This window comes from Hydrogenophaga sp. UC242_53 (assembly GCF_042696965.1).
Taxonomy (GTDB): domain Bacteria; phylum Pseudomonadota; class Gammaproteobacteria; order Burkholderiales; family Burkholderiaceae_C; genus Hydrogenophaga.
Window position 1 is genome coordinate 3,893,534 of record NZ_CP170552.1, and the last position, 16,864, is coordinate 3,910,397.

Sequence of the window (16,864 nt, forward strand, 5' to 3'; positions counted from 1 at the left end):
CAGGCTCAGCGAAGCACGGCCAGCAAGGCCATGCACACGGCGGTGTGCGCCAGCAACCCGGGCACCAGCCACGCCGCGTAGCGAGCCCCGCCGCTCAGGACGGCGGTGACGCTCTTGCTCAGGGCGTGCACGCCCAGTGCCAGCATCACCGCCCACGGCACGCCCTCCGCAGGCGGCCCGCCGGACGCGAAGACCGCCGCCAGCGCCGAGTGCAGGTCGACGAGCGAGGCGAGCAAGGTCCCGGCCAACACGCCGGCCTCGCCCAGCCAGAGGTCCAGCGCATGCACCAGGACCTGGATGCCCGCGAGCAAGGCCGCAATGGCCATGGCGCCCCAAAGGCTGAACATCCGATCGCCCTGCGGCCCTCCCAGGCCCTCGGTGTGCGGCGACGACCCCATCGCGCCGCCCATTTCCATGGGCGCCCCGCGCACCAGCCACCCGCCCCACAAGGCGGCCAGCAGCGCGCCCGCCAACGCCGGCAACCACAAACCCGGGAGCCAGGTCGGGCGGACCGCCACCGCCACCAGCAACATCTGCAGCAAGGTGGGCACACACGACAACAAGCCCCCACCGGCCATCAGACGGGCCTCGCCGCCCTGCTGGCGCACGCCCATGCCCAGCGTGGCGATGGTCGCCGTGCTGGAGACAAAGCCGGAGGCGAAGGCCGAGAACGCCACCGCCTGCCGCGCCTGCAGCAGCCGCCGGCACAGGTGGGCCAGCGACTGGACCGCCAGCAGCAGCGCCAACAACTGCACGATGGTGGCCGGATTGAGCACCGGCCCCCACAAGGGCCGGTTCGGCATCAGCGGCAGCGCCACGAGCACCAGCGCGGCCAGCACGATGCCGTCGCGAATCTCCGCCGGGCGCAGCCACTCGGTCACGAAATGGTGCAGCCGCTCGCGCGCGGCCAGCAGCGCCGTCAGCCCGGCGGCCATGGCGGCCGCCAGCGGCAGTTGCCAGACGCACACCACGCCGATCAGGTAGGTCAGCAGCAGCGCCACTTCGGTGGTCGCACCCGGGTCCTCGGACCGGTCGCGCGCATAGGCCACCACACCCAGCGCCGCCACGAACGCCGCGCCGATCAGCACCAGACCCGTGTGCCCCAGGAGCGCGGCCAGCGCGCCGCTCACACACACCAGCGCGAAAGTGCGCAGGCCGGCAAAGGCCCGCGCCGGGCCCTCGCCCTTGCGGCGCTCGCGCTCGACACCGATCAGCAACCCGCAGCCCAGCGCGGCCGCCAGCGGGGCGGCGGCGGTGGTCCATTCGGGCAGGGTGATGGGCAACATGCGGTTTTCCTCCAGTTTCGGCCGTCCTGCGGTGCCAGGCAACGGCGCGCCACAATAGCGCATGCAAAAAACACCTGCCTACACCGCACCGCTCGTTTTCAAGGACCCGGCCGAGGCGCTGGCCCAGGTGCAGCGCATCTACCAGGACAACGTGGAATTCCTGCGCCAGGCCATGCGCGATTTCGTCGCCGGCGGCGATTTCACGCAGACCCATGTGCGGGCGTGTTACCCCTACGTGCGCTTGCACACCCACAGCGTGCTGCGCCAGGACAGCACCATCGGCCAGCCGCTGAGCCGCCTGAGCTATGGCTTCGTGGCCGGCCCCGGGCGCTACGAAACCACCCTGACCCGGCCCGACCTGTACAGCGACTACTACCTGGAGCAGTTCCGCCTGCTGCTGGCGCAACCACGGCGGTGAGCTGGAGGTGGGTACCAGCACGCAGCCCATCCCCATCCACTTCTCGTTCGCCGAACACGACCACGTGGAAGGCAGCATGGACGTGATGCGCCGCGCGCTCATGCGCGACGTGTTCGACCTGCCCGACCTCACCGCCATGGACGACGGCATCGCCAACGGCACGCACGAGCCCCGCGCAGGCGAGGCGCACCCGCTCTCGCTGTTCACCGCGCCCCGGGTGGACTATTCGCTGCAGCGCCTGCGCCACTACACCGGCACCGCGCCCGAGTGGTTCCAGAACTTCGTGATGTTCACCAACTACCAGTTCTACATCGACGAGTTCATCAAGCTCGGCCGCGCCGAGATGTCCGACCCCGACAGCGAGTACGTGGCCTTCGTCGAACCGGGCAACGTGGTGATGCGCCGCACCGGCCTGGCCGCCGAGAACGGCGACGAACTCGGCAGCGCACCGCCGCGCCTGCCGCAGATGCCGGGCTACCACCTGCTGCGCGAAGACCGCAGCGGCATCACCATGGTCAACATCGGCGTGGGCCCGGCCAACGCCAAGACCATCACCGACCACATCGCCGTGCTGCGCCCGCATGCCTGGCTCATGCTCGGCCACTGCGCCGGCCTGCGCACCAGCCAGCAGCTGGGCGACTACGTGCTGGCCCACGCCTACGTGCGCGAAGACCACGTGCTGGACGAAGAGCTCCCGCTGTGGGTGCCGATCCCCGCGCTGGCGGAGATCCAGCTCGCGCTCGAAGCCGCCGTGGCCGACGTGACCGGCGTGCCGCCGGCCGAGCTCAAGCGCATCATGCGCACCGGCACCGTGCGCCAGCACCGACAACCGCAACTGGGAGCTGCTGCCCGACAACATGCCGCAACGCCGCTTCTCGCAGTCGCGCGCGGTGGCGCTGGACATGGAGAGCGCCACCATCGCGGCCAATGGCTTCCGCTTCCGCGTGCCCTACGGCACCCTGCTGTGCGTGAGCGACAAGCCGCTGCACGGCGAGATCAAGCTGCCCGGCATCGCCAACCACTTCTACCGCGAGCGCGTGGACCAGCACCTGCGCATCGGCATCCGCGCCATCGACATCCTGCGCGCCGGCGGCACGGACCAGCTGCACAGCCGCAAGCTGCGCAGCTTCGCGGAAGTCGCGTTCCAGTGAGCCGGGGCGCCGGCCTCAGCCCCGGCCGGCGCGCACCAGCTCCACGGTTTCCTTGCGGTCGGTGCTGCCCAACCGCTCCAGCGTGAAGCGCACGACCCGCATCAGGTCCGGCGAATACCACAACGTGGCCTGGTAACGAAGGTTCGACATCGCGACGCGGTGCACGGGCAGGCGGGAGGCCCACCCCCGGACGTCGATGCGCACCGCGTTGTACTCACTCTCGCCCATGCGGAGCGTTTGAGAGAGAGACGCTACAGCCGTGACGTCGAACGTCGTGGTGTCGCCTCCCTTCGTGGTCGAAAAATTGAAGGTCTGCACCCCGTTGAGCACCTTGCCACCCGGCGCCCAGCCGCCAGGCGGTGTCACCAGATCGAGTTCCAGCAGCGCGGGCGACGAAGAATCCAGCACGAGGCCGGTTTCATCCTCCACCCGACCGCCCCCGTTGAAAACGACGCGAGCGCCGTCCACGCGATCCACCTTCAGGCTGACCGTGCTCTTGAGCTGGGTCTGCGCGTCCGTCACCACATACTCGAACCAGTCGCCTACCCGCCGCTGCGCCGTCGGCTGCAGGCCCGCCGAAGGCGCGGCTACCGGTGCCGCCGCCACCCGGGCGGCGTTGGCGGCGGCACGCCGTTCGAGCAGCTCGCGCCCTCGCTCAGGTAACTCGGTGATGCGGTAGGCGGGCACGGCGAGGTTGATGTTCTGCGCCTCGCGCCGCATGAGCGTGGTGATGCCGATCAACCGGCCTTCGGTATCGAACAGGCCACCGCCACTGGACCCGGGCGAAATGGGCGCGGTGGTCTGCACGAACAGCAACTGCCCCTGCTCGTCGCGGCGCAGGCCGGACAGCAAGCCATCGCTCAGCGTGGCCTCCAGGCCCTGCGGCGTTCCGATCGCATAGACGCGCGCGCCCACCCGCAAGGTGTCCCTGGGCGCAAGCTCGATGGCCGGAGCCTGGAAGTTATCCACCCGGATCTGGCACAGGTCGTTCTCCGGGTCGGGAAACTCCAGCTTGCCGCCGTAGCTCACGTTGTCCTTCGCGACCTGGAAGCGGGTCATGCGCGCCAGCACATGGCAATTGGTGACCAGACGCCCAGGGCCGATCACCACCGCACTGCCCTGAGACTGGTTGCGCCCCTGGGCATCGGAGGCCACCACCGTCCAGACGCTGGGCGCCACCTTGGCGAACAGGGCATCGGGCTCAAGCGCCAACGCGGGAGCGCTTGCGGCGGCTCCCACCACCAGGACCCAGGCGCGCCAGCTCATCGTGCGGCTCCGGCAGGCGACGGTGGCAACAAGGCCTCCAAGTCAGCCATCGTCACGCGTGCCCGGGGCTTGGGGCTGGAGGCCACCGGTGGGGAGGTCTCCGTGGTTGGCGCCCGCACCGCGCCGGGCGGTGCCGTCGGCGCCATTCCGACGCCGGTGTAGCGCAAGGGCGACAGCGCCGACAAGGCCACCGCCTCGGGCTGGAGGTTCAACTGCACCCGACCGACCAGCACGCCAAACGTGATGCTGGACGCCACATACACGGTCTGGCCCGCTTCGATGTCGAACTCCAGCCGCGCCTCGTTCTCGGTCTGCGAGCTCGCCAGATGGCGGCCAGGGTGCGTGTCCACGTAGAAGAATCCGCCAGGCTGTGACTTGCCAACGACTTGGTTGTCCAGCCGTATTTCCGGCTGCATGGCCGCGCCCACCATCGAGTCGGTGCGGTAGAAGAACACACGGCAACCGTTGTCCTTCAAAGGCGGTATGGAGCTGGTCACCGCCAGATAACTGTGCCCATCCGCAGCGCAGCCCGACAACAGCGCCACCGCCAGCAAGACCAATGCGCTCGCCCACCCACGAACTCCGCCCATCATCGCCCCTCATTGCATGATTGGCGCCAATGCTAACCGTTTGTAACAAGACGAAATCCTGGGACTTTCACCAGCCAGCGTGGTGCAGGCGCCGCACGCGGCAGGCCGCGTTTCGGGTTTAAGCTGCGCCGACCCGCCCACCGGAAAACCCCATCGCCACCACCCGACGCAAGTTCCTCCTCGGCACCCTCGCCGCCAGCGGTGCGCTGGTGCTGGGCTGGTCGGTGCTGCCGCCGCGCCAGCGGCTCACCACGGCGCAGCCGCTGCCGGTGGGCGCGAACGAGGCGGCCCTCAATGGCTGGGTGAAGATCGATGCGGACGGCGGCGTCACCGTGATGCTGGCCAAGAGCGAGATGGGCCAGGGCGCTGCGCACCTCGCTGTGCATGCTGCTGGCCGACGAGCTGGACGCCGACTGGTCGCGCGTGCGCTTCGAGGCCTCGCCCATCGACAAGATCTACAACAACATCGCCACCGTGGTCGACGGCTTGCCGGTGCACCCGGACACCGAGAGTCGGGTGCTGGACGCGGCGCGCTGGATGGCGGCCAAGGCCATGCGCGAGATCGGCGTGATGATGACCGGCGGCTCGTCGAGCGTGAAGGACCTGTGGCTGCCGATGCGCGAGGCCGGGGCTTCGGCGCGCGAGATGCTGGTGAGCGCCGCGGCCCGGCAATGGAACACCGAGCCCGGCCACTGCCGCACCGAGAACGGCGAGGTGCTCGGCCCCGCCGGGCAGCGCGCGGGCTACGGCAGCCTGGCCGGCGCGGCCGCGCAGCAGCGCCTGCCGCGCTCGCCCACGCTCAAGACGCCCGCCCAGTTCAAGCTGATCGGCCGGCCCACGAACCGCATCGAGGCCGCGAGCAAGACCGATGGCAGCGCGCGCTTCGGCATCGACGCGCGGCCCGAAGGCCTGCTGCACGCGAGCGTGCAGATGTGCCGCACCCTGCGCGGCCGCGCCACCCGCTTCGACGCGGCCGCCGCCCAGGCCATGCCGGGCGTGCGCACGGTGGTCCCGTTCGAGCCCCGCCACGGTGGCACCGGCGGCGTGGCCGTGATCGCCGACCACCCCTGGCGCGCCAAGCAGGCGGCCGAGGCGCTGAAGATCGAATGGGACGCGGGCGAACTCGCGAACTTCCAGAGCGCCGACGCGATGGAGCAGCTCGCGCGCACGCTGGACACCGAAAAAAAGGGTTTGCCTTCTTCACCGAAGGCGACGTGGACGCGGCCATGGCCGGCGCGGTGCGCGCCATCGAGGCGGAGTACCGCGCGCCCTACCTCGCGCACGCCACCATGGAGCCCATGAACTGCACGGTGCGCTTCGACGGCGACCGCGCCACGGTCTGGGTCTCGACCCAGGTGCCCGGCCTGGCGCGCAAGGCCGCCGCCGACGCACTCGGCCTGCCCGCCGAGGCGGTGACGGTGCACGTGATGCTGCTGGGCGGCGGCTTCGGCCGGCGGCTGGAGGTGGACTTCATCGCCCAGGCCGCCTCCATCGCCAAGGCCGTGCCCGGCGCGCCGGTGCAGACGCTGTGGTCGCGCGAGCAGGACCTGCGCCACGACATCTACCGCCCGGCCTGCGTCTCGCGCTTCAAGGCCGGCTTCGATGCCCAGGGGCAGCTCGTGGCCTGGCAGAACACCAGCGCGGGCCAGGCCATCGTGCCGCAGGTGCTGGGCCGCCTGTTCGGCCTGCCCGGCGGCGGGCCGGACAAGACCACCTCGGAAGGCGCGTTCGACCAGCCCTACGAATGGCCGGCCGCGCGCATCGCGCACGCCGCCGTCGCCCTGCCCTTGCAGGTGGGTTTCTGGCGCTCGGTAGGCCATTCGCACCAGGCTTTCTTCAAGGAAAGCTTCGTCGACGAGGCCGCGCACGCCGCCGGCACCGACCCGCTGGTCTTTCGCGAACGGCTGCTGCAGCGCCATCCCCGGCACCTCGCGGTGCTGCAGGCGGCGGCCCAGGCCGGCGGCTGGGGCACGGCTTCGCCGCCCGCGCCCGACGGCGCCAAGACCGCGCGCGGCATCGCCTTGCACGAGTCCTTCGGCTCCATCGTCGCGCAGGTGGCCGAGGTCTCGCTGGCCGCCGACAAAACCATCCGCGTGCACCGCGTGTGGTGCGCCGTCGACTGCGGCACGGCGGTCAACCCGACCGGCATCGCGCAACAGATGGAGAGCGCCATCGTCTACGGCCTCTCGGCGGCCCTGTACGGCCAGGTGGACATCGTCAACGGCCAGGTGCAGGCCAGCAACTTCCACGACCAGCCGGTGCTGCGTTTCCACGAGATGACGGCGGTCGAGGTGCTGATCGTCCCGAGCAGCGCGCCGCCCGAAGGCGTGGGCGAGCCTGGCCTGCCGCCGATCGCCCCGGCGGTGGCGAACGCGCTGTTCGCGCTGACCGGCCAGCGCCACCGCAGCCTGCCGCTCAGGTCAGCTTGACCGCGCGCCCGATGTAGAGGATCGGCCCGGTCGGGCGGCCGGTGGGCGAGCCGTTGTAGGGCTCCAGCGTGATCTCGAACAGCTGGTTGGGCACCAGCGGCGGCAGCTGGTCGAGCTTCACTTCCAGCGGCTGGCCCGGTTGCACCAGGCCCAGCGAGACCGGCGCGTTCCAGTCGTCGGCCTTGGTCCAGAACTGCAGCGAGCGCTGCTCGGGCACGGCCGTGGTGCCCAGTGGCACCAGCCGCAAGCTGTTGGCGCCGCTGGTCTGCACCACCCAGCCCGGGGCCGTGCCGTTGGGCGCGACCAGCACCACCATGTATTGAGGCGCGGCCGGCGCGAACAGGCCGGTGGACGGCAGCAGCGCGACCACCGACGCGGCCACGAAACCGGTGGCGGCCACCGCGCGCCAGAAGCCCAGGCTGCTCCACCAGGTCTGCCAGGCGCTGGCCTTGGCCGCTGCGCGTGGGGGGGCGATGGCGCGTTCGATGCGCGTCCACAGCGCGGGCGAGGGCTCCACCGCCTCGACCAAGGCGGTCAGCGGCAGCAGCCGGCCTTCCCAGCCGTCGACCGCGTCGCGCAAGGCGGCATCGGTGGGCAAGCGCGCCTGCACCTCGCGCCGCTGCCCCGCCGAGAGCGTGCCCAGCACGTAGGCCGCAGCCAGTTCGTCGATCGGATCAAGGGCGGTCATGCCAGGCACTCCCGCAACGACGCCAGCCCGCGGCGGATCCAGGCCTTCACCGAGCCCAGCGGCGCGCCCAGGCGCTCGGCGATCTCGCTGTGGCTGCAACCGTCCAGGTACGCGTAGAGCACGCAGTTGCGCTTGGGCGTGTCCAGGCGCGCCAGGCAGTCGTCGAGCCGGCCGAGGTCGGCGCGCAGCGCGAAGGCCTCGGCCATGTCGGGCGCGGCGGGCGGGTCCTCGGCCTGCAGCGCGTCCATCTGCGCCTCGTCGGCCGACACGGTGCGCGCACCCGAGCGCACGGCATCGAGGGCGCGGTGGCGCACGATGCCGTACATCCACCCCCGGCCCGCGCCACGGCGGGCGTCGAAAGTGGCGGCGCGGGTCCAGATGTTCATGAAAGCGTCGTGCAACACGTCTTCAGCAGTGGCGCGGTCGCGCACGATGCGCAGCGCCACCCCCAGCAGGTAACGGCCTTCGTGCTCGTACAGGCGGCGCAGGGCCGCACGATCGCCCCGCGCACAGGCGGCCAGGGCGGCATCGTGGTCGAAAGCGTCGGGGTCGGATGGGGGCAAGGGCGGTGCTCGCGAAAGTGCGGGGCTGCCGGCCATCCTAGCCGACGGCAGCCCCGCCCGCTCAGGATGCCTTGTAGAAGATGTAGTCGGCCTGGTACTGCACGACCTGCTTGGCGCCCACGTTGGCGGCACCGCAGGCGGAGGTCGGTGCGATGCCGCCCTTGGTCGCCACGCGCTGGGTGTAGGTCACGCCATTCAGGGCGCCCATGCCCATGGCGGGGTTGGCCTTCACAAGCTGCAGGGGGATGTTCGCGTCGCCGTTGGGCGCCACGGCGACCTGGGTGGCGGTGAACTTGGAGCCGTCCATGGCTTCCCAGGTGGCGGGCGGGCCGTAGTACTTGCCGACCTGCTTGCCGCTGCGGTCCAGCAGCTTGGCGTCGGGGCCGCCGAACACCCATTCGTGCTGGCCAGGCATGTTGGCCTTGACCTTGCACTCGTAGGTGATCTGGCCGACGCCCACGGTTTCCCAGGCGACCTTGTGGCCGGCCGGCACCTTCACGGCGTCGGGCAGGCTGGCCTGCGAATACATCATGGCGGGCGAGCCCATGTGGGAAGCGCAGGCGGTCATGGCAAGCACCGCTGCGGCGGCCAGGGTGGATTTGAACAGCATGGCAAAACTCCTCGGGGTTGGGGTTGTGGGCAGCAGCGCAAAAAACGGCGCCACTGCTTCCACTACTCGCCAACCGGCGTTTTGGATGCAGCCGGATGCAAAAAAAACTTTCGGGCCGGGGTTCAGGCCTTGCGCGGCCGGACCTTCGAGGCCGCCAGCTTGGCCTGGGTGCGGGCGCGCTCCACGTCGGCGTCGAACGCCAGCGCCACGCCCATGCGGCGCTTGGTGAAGCTCTCGGGCTTGCCGAACAGGCGCAGCTCGGTCTGCGGCACCTGCAGGGCCTCGTCCACGCCGTCGAAGGCGATGCCCGTGGCCTCGACGCCGCCGTAGATGACGGCGCTGGCACCCGGGCTCTTGAGCGTGGTGGAGACCGGCAGGCCCAGGATGGCGCGCGCGTGCAGCTCGAACTCGTTCTGCCACTGGGTGATCATGGTGACCATGCCGGTGTCGTGCGGGCGCGGGCTGACCTCGCTGAACCAGACCTGGTCGCCCTTGACGAACAGCTCCACGCCGAACAGGCCCTGGCCGCCGAGGTCGTCGGTCACGGCCTGGGCGATGCGGCGCGACTCGGCCAGCGCCTTGGGCGTCATGGGGTGCGGCTGCCAGCTCTCCACGTAGTCGCCGCTCACCTGCACGTGGCCGATCGGATCGCAGAAGTGCGTCTCGATGCCGCCGTCGGCGCCGCGCGCGCGCACGGTGAGCTGGGTGATCTCGTAGTCGAAGTCGATGAAGCCTTCCACGATGATGCGGCCCGGGCCGACGCGCCCGCCCGACATCGCGCAGTCCCACGCGGTCTTCACGTCGGCGGGGCCGTCGATCTTGCTCTGGCCCTTGCCGCTGCTGCTCATCACCGGCTTGACGATGCAGGGGTAGCCGATGCCGCCGTCGATGGCGGCCTGCAGCTCGTCGAGCGAATCGCAGAACTTGTAGGGGCTGGTGGGCAGGCCCAGGGTCTCGGCGGCCAGGCGGCGGATGCCTTCGCGGTCCATGGTCAGGCGCGCGGCTCGGGCGGTGGGGATCACGCGCACCACGCCAGCGGCTTCGAGCTCCTGCAGCATGGGCGTGGCGATGGCTTCGATCTCGGGCACCACCAGGTGCGGGCGCTCGGCCTCGATCAGCGCCTTGAGCTGCGCCGGGTCGCTCATGGTGATGGTGCGCGCGTGGTGCGCCACCTGCTGGCCCGGGGCATTCTCGTAGCGGTCCACCGCGATGGTCTCCACGCCCAGGCGCTGCAGCGCGATCAGCACCTCCTTGCCGAGCTCGCCCGAACCCAGCAGCATGACCCGGGTGGCCGAAGGAGACAAAGGGGTGCCCAGCGTGGTCATGTGAAGCTCCGGAAGAAAGAAAGGGAAATGTTCAGAGGGACTGGCCCATGGCCTCGCCCAGGCGCACGGCGTTGCCGGGTGCCCAGTCGGGGTTGAAGGCGATCGTGTCGCGCGGCCACAGCAGCACCACGGTGGAGCCGAGCAGGAAGCGGCCCATTTCCTCGCCGCGCTGCAGGTGCAGCGGCTGGTCGTTGTAGGACCACTCGCGCACCGTGCCCGGGCGCGGCGGGTTCACCACGCCGTGCCAGGTGGTGGGCGATGCTGCCCACGATGGTCGCGCCCACCAGCACCTGCACGAAGGGCACGGTGGTCTCGCCCACCTGCAGGTCGAACACGCACACCACGCGCTCGTTGCGCGCGAACAGGCCGGGCACGCCCTGGGCCGTGGCCGGGTTGACCGAGAACAGGTCGCCCGGCACGTGGATCATGCGGCGCAGCGTGGCCGCAGCCGGCATGTGGATGCGGTGGTAGTCGCGCGGGCTGAGGTAGATGGTGGCGAAGGCGCCGTCGTCGAACAGCGCGGCCAGGGCGGCGTCACCGCCCACCAGCGCGCGCGTGCTGTAGGTGTGGCCCTTGGCCTGGTAGATCTGGTCGCGCGCGATCGCGCCGAACTGGCTGATGGCGCCATCCACCGGACAGACGAAGGCCGCATCGGCCAGCGGGCGGGCATCGGCGCGCAGCGCGCGGGTGAAGAACTGATTGAAGCTGGCGTAGGCCTGTGGGTCGGGGTTCGCGGCCTCCGCCATGTTCACGCCGTACTTGCGGATGAAGCGGCGGATGATCCACTGCGTGATGCCCCCCCAGCGGCCGTTGCGCACCCAGCCCCCAAACACAGTGAGTGCGCGCTTCGGGAAAACGTATTGCAGGGCAACGGCGAATGACATGGGTGGGCAGGACGGTGGCGGGGACAAGACCCTGGCGGGCAGCCCCGCATTGTAGGGGCCGGCCCCAGGCGCTACGGTGCGAGCGGGCACAATGCCGGCACATGAAAGACGCCCTGTTCGAATGCCAACACCTCGTCAAACGCTATGGCGACAGCACCGTGGTGAACGACCTGAGTTTTGCCATCGGCCCCGGTGAATGCCTGGGCGTGATCGGGCCCAACGGCGCCGGCAAGACCACCACCATCCGCATGTGCCTGGGCCTGACCGCGCCCGACGCCGGCACCATCACCGCCTTCGGCCAGGACATGCCGCGCGACGCGTTGGCCATCAAGGCCCAGCTCGGCGTGGTGAGCCAGATGGACACCCTGGACCCGGACTTCGACTGCGCCGAGAACCTGCTGGTGTACGGCCGCTACTTCGGGCTGCCGGCGGCCACCGTCCGCGAACGCATCCCTAAGCTGCTGGAGTTCGCCGCGCTCTCGCACAAGGCCAACGCCAAGCCGGGCGAACTCTCGGGTGGCATGAAACGGCGCCTCTCGCTGGCGCGCGCGCTGGTCAACGACCCGCGCCTGCTGATGCTCGACGAGCCCACCACCGGCCTGGACCCACAGGCGCGCCACCTGATGTGGGAGCGCCTGCAGATGCTGCTGCAGCAAGGCAAGAGCATCCTGCTGACCACGCACTTCATGGACGAGGCCGAGCGCCTGTGCTCGCGCCTGCTGGTGCTGGACCACGGCCGCAAGATCGCCGAAGGCCGGCCGCGCGAGCTGATCGCGCAGCACCTGGAGCCCGACGTGGTGGAGGTCTACGGCAACGGCGCGCTGGCGCTGGCCCATGACGAAGGCCACGCCGCGCTGCGCGCCCTCGCCGCACGCGTGGAGGTGAGCGGCGAGACCGTGTTCTTCTACACCGCCCAGGCCCTGCCGCTGCTGGCCGCGCTCGGCGAGCACCACCACCTGCGCACCCTGCACCGGCCCGCCAACCTGGAAGACCTCTTTCTCAAACTCACGGGTCGCCAGATCCGCGAGGACGGCTGACCCATGAGCACCACCCACACCCCCTCCCCCTGGTCCCCACCGCGCCTGTCCATGCGCTGGTGGCCCGTCTTCCTGCGCAACCTGCTGGTCTGGCGCAAGCTCGCCATCCCCAGCCTGGTGGGCAACATCGCCGAGCCGCTGATGTGGCTGGTCGCCTTCGGCTACGGCATGGGCGCGCTGGTGGGCCAGGTCAACCTGGGCACGCCGCAAGGCGGCAGCGTGGCCGTGCCCTACATCCTGTTCCTGGCCAGCGGCAGCATCTGCATGAGCGCGATGAACGCGGCCAGCTTCGAGGCGCTGTACTCGGCCTTCTCGCGCATGCACGTGCAGAAGACCTGGGACGGCATCATGAACGCGCCGGTGAGCCTGGACGACGTGGTGCTGGCGGAAATGCTGTGGGCGGGCTTCAAGGCCCTGTTCACGGTGACGGCCATCCTGGGCGTGATGCTCGCGCTGGGCATCAGCCATTCCCCCAAGCTGCTGCTGGCCTGGCCGGTGCTGCTGGGGGTGGGTATCACGTTCTCGTGCATCGCCCTGGTGTTCAACGCCCTGGCCAAGGGCTATGACTTCTTCACCTACTACTTCACCCTGTTCCTGACCCCCATGATGTTTCTCTCGGGGGTGTTCTTTCCGCGCGAGCAGTTGCCCGGGGTGGTGCGGCAGATCTCGGACTGGCTGCCACTGACCAATGCGGTGGAGCTGGTGCGGCCCCTGTTCATGGACCAGTGGCCCACGCAGGCCTGGCTGCACGGCGGGGTGCTGCTCGCCTACACGGTAGGCGCCTTCTGGCTCGCCCTCGCGCTCACGCGCAAAAGGTTTGCCAAGTAGACCTCAGTGGACGGCGCGCAGCGCAGGCTGGGCGTCGCTGTACAGCTCGCTGCCGGTGTCGATGAAGTCTTCGGCTTCGATCACGGCGTCGAACTCGCGGGCGGCGGTGTCGAAGATCTTGGGAATCAGGGGCTTGTCCAGCGGGCGGCAGATGCGGCTGCGGATGCCGCGCAGGTTGGCGCTGGTCTCCATGGCGCTGATCACGGCTTCCGGATCGAGCATCAGGACGAAGGGGTTGAGGCGGGTGGCGGTGGTGGACATGGGGGGCTCCCTGGGGTGGGTTTGAACGGTGACAAATGGGCTGTCGATGAAACAAACTGTACCGGCGCCCCCCTGGAACGTTAAGTCGGCGCCCCGCCATTCGCGCTGTAGGAACTTCGCTGACAGAGCGTGCGTTGTCCCTACAGGCGGTTCGTGAACTGCATCACGAACGGGGGCCGCGCAGCGCCTCCACGCTGGCGCGCACCACCGACTGCACGCTGCCACTTTCCTTGAACTGGTTGCGCAGGTAGGTCGCGTGGTTGCCCACACGGCCGGCCGTGCGCTCGATCTCGTCCAGCGCCGCGAGCGAATTCAGCGCCACGCCATGGGGCGTGAGGTGGCGCAGCGTGGCGAGGATGTCCTCGCGGATGCTGATCTGCTCGCGCGTCTTGGGGTTGACCATCATGCCGTCCAGGCCGAAGCGGCAGGCCTGGAAACGGTTGTAGGTGTAGACCAGGTAATCGTCTTCTTCCGGCGGCAGCTCGCGCCGCTCCAGCAGGTGGCGGCACAGCGCCTGCAGGTAACACGCCAGCCCCGCCGCGCGCTCCACCGTCAGGGGCGTGTCGCACACGCGCAGTTCGATGGTGCCGTACTCGGGCTTGGGCCGGATGTCCCAGTAGAAGTCCTTCATGGATTTGACCACGCCCGTGCTCTCCATCTTGGTGAAGTAGACGTTGGTGAACTCCTCCCAGCTCAGCACGAAGGGCGCGCGCCCACTGAGCGGGAAGGCGAACACCGAGTTCAGGCGCGCCGAATCGAACAGCGTGTCCACGCCCTGCGAGAACGGCGACGAGGCCGACAGCGCGATGAAGTGCGGCACGTAGCGGTTGAGCGAGTGCAGCAGGAACAGCGCCTCGTCGGCGCTGGCGCAGCCGATGTGCACGTGCTGGCCGAACACGGTGAACTGCTTGGCGAGGTAACCGTACAGGCCCGAAAGCTGCTCGAAGCGCGGCTTGGAGAAGATGCGCTGCTCGAACCAGCGCTGGAACGGGTGCGTGCCGCCGCCCGAGAGCTCGATGTTGAGCCGGTCGCCCGCGCTCACCAGGGTGTCGCGGATCTGCTGCAGCTGCGCGAGCAGGGGGCCGTGTTCGCGCTGCACGTCGGTCGCGATCTCGATCATGCTCTGCGTCATTTCGGGCGTGACCACGCCCGGGAACGGCTTGCGCCGCAGCAGCTCCAGCAGGTCGTTGGCGCTGCTGGACAGATCGAGGTCGTAGGTGTTGACGAGCTGCAGTTCGAGCTCGACGCCCATGGTCAGCGAGTCGGAGGATTTGAAGGCTTCCAAAGGCATGGCTCAACCTTTCGTGACGTGGGTTTCATGCGCGGCCAGCAGCGCGCGCTGCGTGACCACCGGGCCGAGCAATTCCTGCAGCAGCATCATGCCGGCCATGACCGAGAGCACCTCCACCGCGGGCGCGAAACCATACAGGCGGCTCTGCTCGATCAGCAGGATGGCGAAGGCCGACATGGGCGTGAGCGCCAGGCCGGTGAGCAGGCCCTTGCGCTCGGTGATGCCCGAGAGCCGCGCGGCCACCAGGTTGCAGCCGACCTTGGAGGCCGTGCGCACGAGGATGAGCAGCAGGCCCAGCAGCATGCCGGTGCCCACGTCGGCCCAGTCGAGCAGCGAGGCGATGTAGACGAAGAGGAAGATCGACAGCAGGTCGCCGGCGGTGCCGAAGTCGCGCTGCGCGTTGGTCAGGTGCACGCGGCGCTCGCGCGCCACGATGCCGAAGGTGAGCGCGGCCAGCAGCGGCGAGAGCTTGAGGCCATAGGCCGCGGTGGTGAGCAGCAGCACCGACAGCGCGAACACCACGGTGACACCGCGCTCGTGCGTGTTGCGCAGGCGCAGCAGCCAGGGCACGGCCACGCCGAGCAGGCCCCCCACGGCCACCGAGGTGCCCACCTGGTGGATGCTGCCGAAGGCCGCAAGCACGAGGTCGCCCGAGGTGCTGAGGTACCAGTAACCCACCACCAGCTTGAGCGCGAGCACCGAGATCATGCAGTTGATGGCGCACAGGTGCAGCACGCGCTCGGTCACCTGGCCGGCGCTGCGCAGCTCGTTCGCCACGCGCACGATGCCGGCCGGCGAGGCCGAGATCGACAGCGCCGCGATGATGAGGCGCAGGTCCGTGGCGAGGTCGAACCAGCCAGTGACCCAGTACATCACCGCGAAGGTGACGATGGACTCGACCACGCCGAGCACCAGCACCCAGGGGTTGTGGCGGAACCAGCGCAGGTTGATGCGGTAGCCCAGCTCGAACAGCACCAGCGAGAGCGCCACGTTGGCCAGGAAGGGCAGGCCCGGCACGTCGGTGGTCAGGCCGGGCAGGTTGACCAGCCCGCCGACCAGCCCCACCGCCACGTAGCTGGTGACGCGCGGGATGTGCCAGACCTCGTGCGCGCGCTCGGCAATGAACCAGGCGAGCAGCAACACCAGGGGCCAGGCAATGGACTGGAGCAGAAAACTGTAATCGGTAAGCATGGGTAAAAACTCCTCGGCGAGAGTTTGATGAACGAATGCCGCCACGCGTGTAGGACACGCGCTGAAAACATCAAGACGTCCGGCCATCAGCGAAAGCTGAACGGAGCGCCGCGAACACGGCAACAGGGATGCCTGGTGAGAAGGCGAGAAGCGGTCAAGCCGCGAAACGCTGCGTGAGCTCTTGCAGGTGAAGCTCGTCGAGCACCTGCTGCAAACGCTGCCTGGCGCGCTCCTGCGTGCCATGGCGGTCCGAGCCCATTCTACGGGCCAGAATCAATTCGTTCTTGAGCGAGTGTTCCCACCCCACCAGCTCGGTGACGGTCACGCTGTAACCCTGGGCTTCGAGCTGCAGGCAGCGCAGCACGTTGGTGATCTGGCTGCCGAACTCGCGCGTGTGCAGCGGGTGGCGCCAGAGCTCGGCCAGCGGTGTGCGCGACAGGCTCAGCGCCTTGTGCTTGCGCATCACGCCGGCCACCTCGGCCTGGCAGCACGGCACCAGCACCATGTGGCTGGCCTGCTTGGCCAGGCCGAACTGGATCGCGTCGTCGGTCGCGGTGTCGCAGGCGTGCAGCGCGGTCACCACATCGACCGTGGGCGGCAGCGCCGGGTGGGTGAGCGCCTGTTGCACGGTGGTGGCGAGAAAGTCCATGCGCTCGAAGCCCAGGCGCGCGGCCAGGGCCTGCGATTTCTCCACCAGCTCGGCGCGGGTTTCCACGCCGGTCACGCGGCCCACCGGCTTGTCCTTGAAGAACAGGTCGTACAGGATGAAGCCGAGGGTGGACTTGCCCGCGCCGTGGTCGGCCAACGTCACGTCGCCGCGCGCGGCCAGCACCTCGGCCAGCAGGGGCTCGATGAACTGCACGAGGTGATACACCTGTTTGAGCTTGCGCCGCGTATCCTGGTTGAGCTTGCCCTCGCGCGTGAGGATGTGCAGTTCCTGGAGCAGCGCGACGGACTGGCCGGGCCGCAGTTCGGGCAGCTGCTCTTGCAGCGTGGGCGTGGGCCGCGCATTCGCCTTGTGTTTCGACATGCGCCGATCATAGGTG

General features: G+C 69.5%; 14 protein-coding genes and 3 pseudogenes. 4 read left to right on the forward strand and 13 right to left on the reverse strand.

Annotated features, from left to right (window positions below; genetic code table 11):
- Positions 1–5: 5 nt before the first annotated feature.
- Entirely contained in the window at positions 6–1,286 is a 1,281-nt protein-coding gene (locus ACFJI0_RS19565) for an MgtC/SapB family protein (protein ID WP_382321974.1), read from the reverse strand.
- A 61-nt stretch (positions 1,287–1,347) separates the two neighbouring features.
- Between ACFJI0_RS19565 and ACFJI0_RS19570 the strand changes: the two are divergent.
- Positions 1,348–2,855: pseudogene (locus tag ACFJI0_RS19570) on the forward strand (AMP nucleosidase).
- Between the two features lie 15 nt (positions 2,856–2,870).
- On the opposite strand, the gene ACFJI0_RS19575 reads toward ACFJI0_RS19570, so the two are convergent.
- The 3 genes from ACFJI0_RS19575 to ACFJI0_RS19585 form a co-directional block, all read right to left on the reverse strand.
- Complete coding sequence (locus tag ACFJI0_RS19575; protein WP_382321976.1) at positions 2,871–4,121, reverse strand: S1C family serine protease; 1,251 nt, start codon at positions 4,119–4,121, stop codon at positions 2,871–2,873.
- The gene (locus ACFJI0_RS19580) at positions 4,118–4,666 is read right to left on the reverse strand and encodes a DUF2846 domain-containing protein (protein WP_382325741.1); all 549 of its coding nucleotides are present in this window, start codon (positions 4,664–4,666) and stop codon (positions 4,118–4,120) included. Before ACFJI0_RS19580 ends, ACFJI0_RS19575 begins: the two co-directional genes overlap by 4 nt.
- Positions 4,667–4,829: 163 nt before the next feature.
- The gene (locus tag ACFJI0_RS19585; protein ID WP_382325904.1) at positions 4,830–5,057 is read right to left on the reverse strand and encodes a hypothetical protein; all 228 of its coding nucleotides are present in this window, start codon (positions 5,055–5,057) and stop codon (positions 4,830–4,832) included.
- Here ACFJI0_RS19585 and ACFJI0_RS19590 point away from each other — a divergent pair.
- Positions 4,981–7,140 (forward strand): annotated as a pseudogene (locus ACFJI0_RS19590) (molybdopterin cofactor-binding domain-containing protein). The gene ACFJI0_RS19585 and the pseudogene ACFJI0_RS19590 overlap by 77 nt on opposite strands.
- Here the strand turns inward: ACFJI0_RS19590 and ACFJI0_RS19595 are convergent.
- The 5 genes and pseudogenes from ACFJI0_RS19595 to asd form a co-directional block, all read right to left on the reverse strand.
- Entirely contained in the window at positions 7,127–7,828 is a 702-nt protein-coding gene (locus ACFJI0_RS19595) for an anti-sigma factor domain-containing protein (RefSeq protein WP_382321978.1), read from the reverse strand. The pseudogene ACFJI0_RS19590 and the gene ACFJI0_RS19595 sit on opposite strands and share 14 nt — an antisense overlap.
- Positions 7,825–8,427 (reverse strand): sigma-70 family RNA polymerase sigma factor, encoded by a 603-nt coding sequence (locus tag ACFJI0_RS19600; RefSeq protein ID WP_382321980.1) that lies wholly within the window; start codon positions 8,425–8,427, stop codon positions 7,825–7,827. Before ACFJI0_RS19600 ends, ACFJI0_RS19595 begins: the two co-directional genes overlap by 4 nt.
- A 25-nt stretch (positions 8,428–8,452) precedes the next feature.
- Positions 8,453–9,001 carry a DUF3455 domain-containing protein gene (locus ACFJI0_RS19605; RefSeq protein WP_382321982.1) on the reverse strand — a complete coding sequence of 183 codons (549 nt, stop codon included), beginning with the start codon at positions 8,999–9,001 and terminating at the stop codon, positions 8,453–8,455.
- 122 nt (positions 9,002–9,123) lie between these two features.
- Positions 9,124–10,326, reverse strand: coding sequence for a formate-dependent phosphoribosylglycinamide formyltransferase (gene purT, locus ACFJI0_RS19610; protein ID WP_382321984.1), 1,203 nt, complete (start codon positions 10,324–10,326; stop codon positions 9,124–9,126).
- Between the two features lie 31 nt (positions 10,327–10,357).
- Positions 10,358–11,210: pseudogene (asd, locus tag ACFJI0_RS19615) on the reverse strand (archaetidylserine decarboxylase).
- 101 nt (positions 11,211–11,311) lie between these two features.
- On the opposite strand from asd, the gene ACFJI0_RS19620 reads away from it, so the two are divergent.
- Both ACFJI0_RS19620 and ACFJI0_RS19625 read left to right on the forward strand, forming a co-directional pair.
- Positions 11,312–12,247 (forward strand): ATP-binding cassette domain-containing protein, encoded by a 936-nt coding sequence (locus ACFJI0_RS19620; protein ID WP_382321986.1) that lies wholly within the window; start codon positions 11,312–11,314, stop codon positions 12,245–12,247.
- A 3-nt stretch (positions 12,248–12,250) separates the two neighbouring features.
- Positions 12,251–13,075: an ABC transporter permease gene (locus tag ACFJI0_RS19625; protein ID WP_382321988.1), complete on the forward strand. Its 825-nt coding sequence runs from the start codon at positions 12,251–12,253 to the stop codon at positions 13,073–13,075.
- 3 nt (positions 13,076–13,078) lie between these two features.
- Here ACFJI0_RS19625 and ACFJI0_RS19630 read toward each other — a convergent pair whose 3' ends face one another.
- The 4 genes from ACFJI0_RS19630 to ACFJI0_RS19645 all read right to left on the reverse strand — a co-directional run bounded on the left by ACFJI0_RS19630 (position 13,079) and on the right by ACFJI0_RS19645 (position 16,848).
- Positions 13,079–13,336: a hypothetical protein gene (locus ACFJI0_RS19630; protein WP_382154047.1), complete on the reverse strand. Its 258-nt coding sequence runs from the start codon at positions 13,334–13,336 to the stop codon at positions 13,079–13,081.
- A gap of 163 nt (positions 13,337–13,499) precedes the next feature.
- Positions 13,500–14,627 carry a YbdK family carboxylate-amine ligase gene (locus ACFJI0_RS19635; RefSeq protein ID WP_291121182.1) on the reverse strand — a complete coding sequence of 376 codons (1,128 nt, stop codon included), beginning with the start codon at positions 14,625–14,627 and terminating at the stop codon, positions 13,500–13,502.
- A 3-nt stretch (positions 14,628–14,630) separates the two neighbouring features.
- Positions 14,631–15,818, reverse strand: coding sequence for a cation:proton antiporter (locus ACFJI0_RS19640; protein WP_382321990.1), 1,188 nt, complete (start codon positions 15,816–15,818; stop codon positions 14,631–14,633).
- A 154-nt stretch (positions 15,819–15,972) separates the two neighbouring features.
- The gene (locus ACFJI0_RS19645; RefSeq protein WP_382321992.1) at positions 15,973–16,848 is read right to left on the reverse strand and encodes a class I SAM-dependent methyltransferase; all 876 of its coding nucleotides are present in this window, start codon (positions 16,846–16,848) and stop codon (positions 15,973–15,975) included.
- Positions 16,849–16,864 lie beyond the last annotated feature (16 nt).

What these genes read in the sequence shown, in the direction of transcription:
- ACFJI0_RS19620 (WP_382321986.1), top strand. Translation starts at nt 11,312, where the DNA reads ATGAAAGACGCCCTGTTCGAATGCCAACACCTCGTCAAACGCTATGGC.
- ACFJI0_RS19575 (WP_382321976.1), bottom strand. Translation starts at nt 4,121, where the DNA reads ATGAGCTGGCGCGCCTGGGTCCTGGTGGTGGGAGCCGCCGCAAGCGCT.
- ACFJI0_RS19595 (WP_382321978.1), bottom strand. Translation starts at nt 7,828, where the DNA reads ATGACCGCCCTTGATCCGATCGACGAACTGGCTGCGGCCTACGTGCTG.
- ACFJI0_RS19605 (WP_382321982.1), bottom strand. Translation starts at nt 9,001, where the DNA reads ATGCTGTTCAAATCCACCCTGGCCGCCGCAGCGGTGCTTGCCATGACC.
- ACFJI0_RS19625 (WP_382321988.1), top strand. Translation starts at nt 12,251, where the DNA reads ATGAGCACCACCCACACCCCCTCCCCCTGGTCCCCACCGCGCCTGTCC.
- purT (WP_382321984.1), bottom strand. Translation starts at nt 10,326, where the DNA reads ATGACCACGCTGGGCACCCCTTTGTCTCCTTCGGCCACCCGGGTCATG.
- ACFJI0_RS19565 (WP_382321974.1), bottom strand. Translation starts at nt 1,286, where the DNA reads ATGTTGCCCATCACCCTGCCCGAATGGACCACCGCCGCCGCCCCGCTG.
- ACFJI0_RS19635 (WP_291121182.1), bottom strand. Translation starts at nt 14,627, where the DNA reads ATGCCTTTGGAAGCCTTCAAATCCTCCGACTCGCTGACCATGGGCGTC.
- ACFJI0_RS19600 (WP_382321980.1), bottom strand. Translation starts at nt 8,427, where the DNA reads ATGGCCGGCAGCCCCGCACTTTCGCGAGCACCGCCCTTGCCCCCATCC.
- ACFJI0_RS19645 (WP_382321992.1), bottom strand. Translation starts at nt 16,848, where the DNA reads ATGTCGAAACACAAGGCGAATGCGCGGCCCACGCCCACGCTGCAAGAG.
- ACFJI0_RS19630 (WP_382154047.1), bottom strand. Translation starts at nt 13,336, where the DNA reads ATGTCCACCACCGCCACCCGCCTCAACCCCTTCGTCCTGATGCTCGAT.
- ACFJI0_RS19640 (WP_382321990.1), bottom strand. Translation starts at nt 15,818, where the DNA reads ATGCTTACCGATTACAGTTTTCTGCTCCAGTCCATTGCCTGGCCCCTG.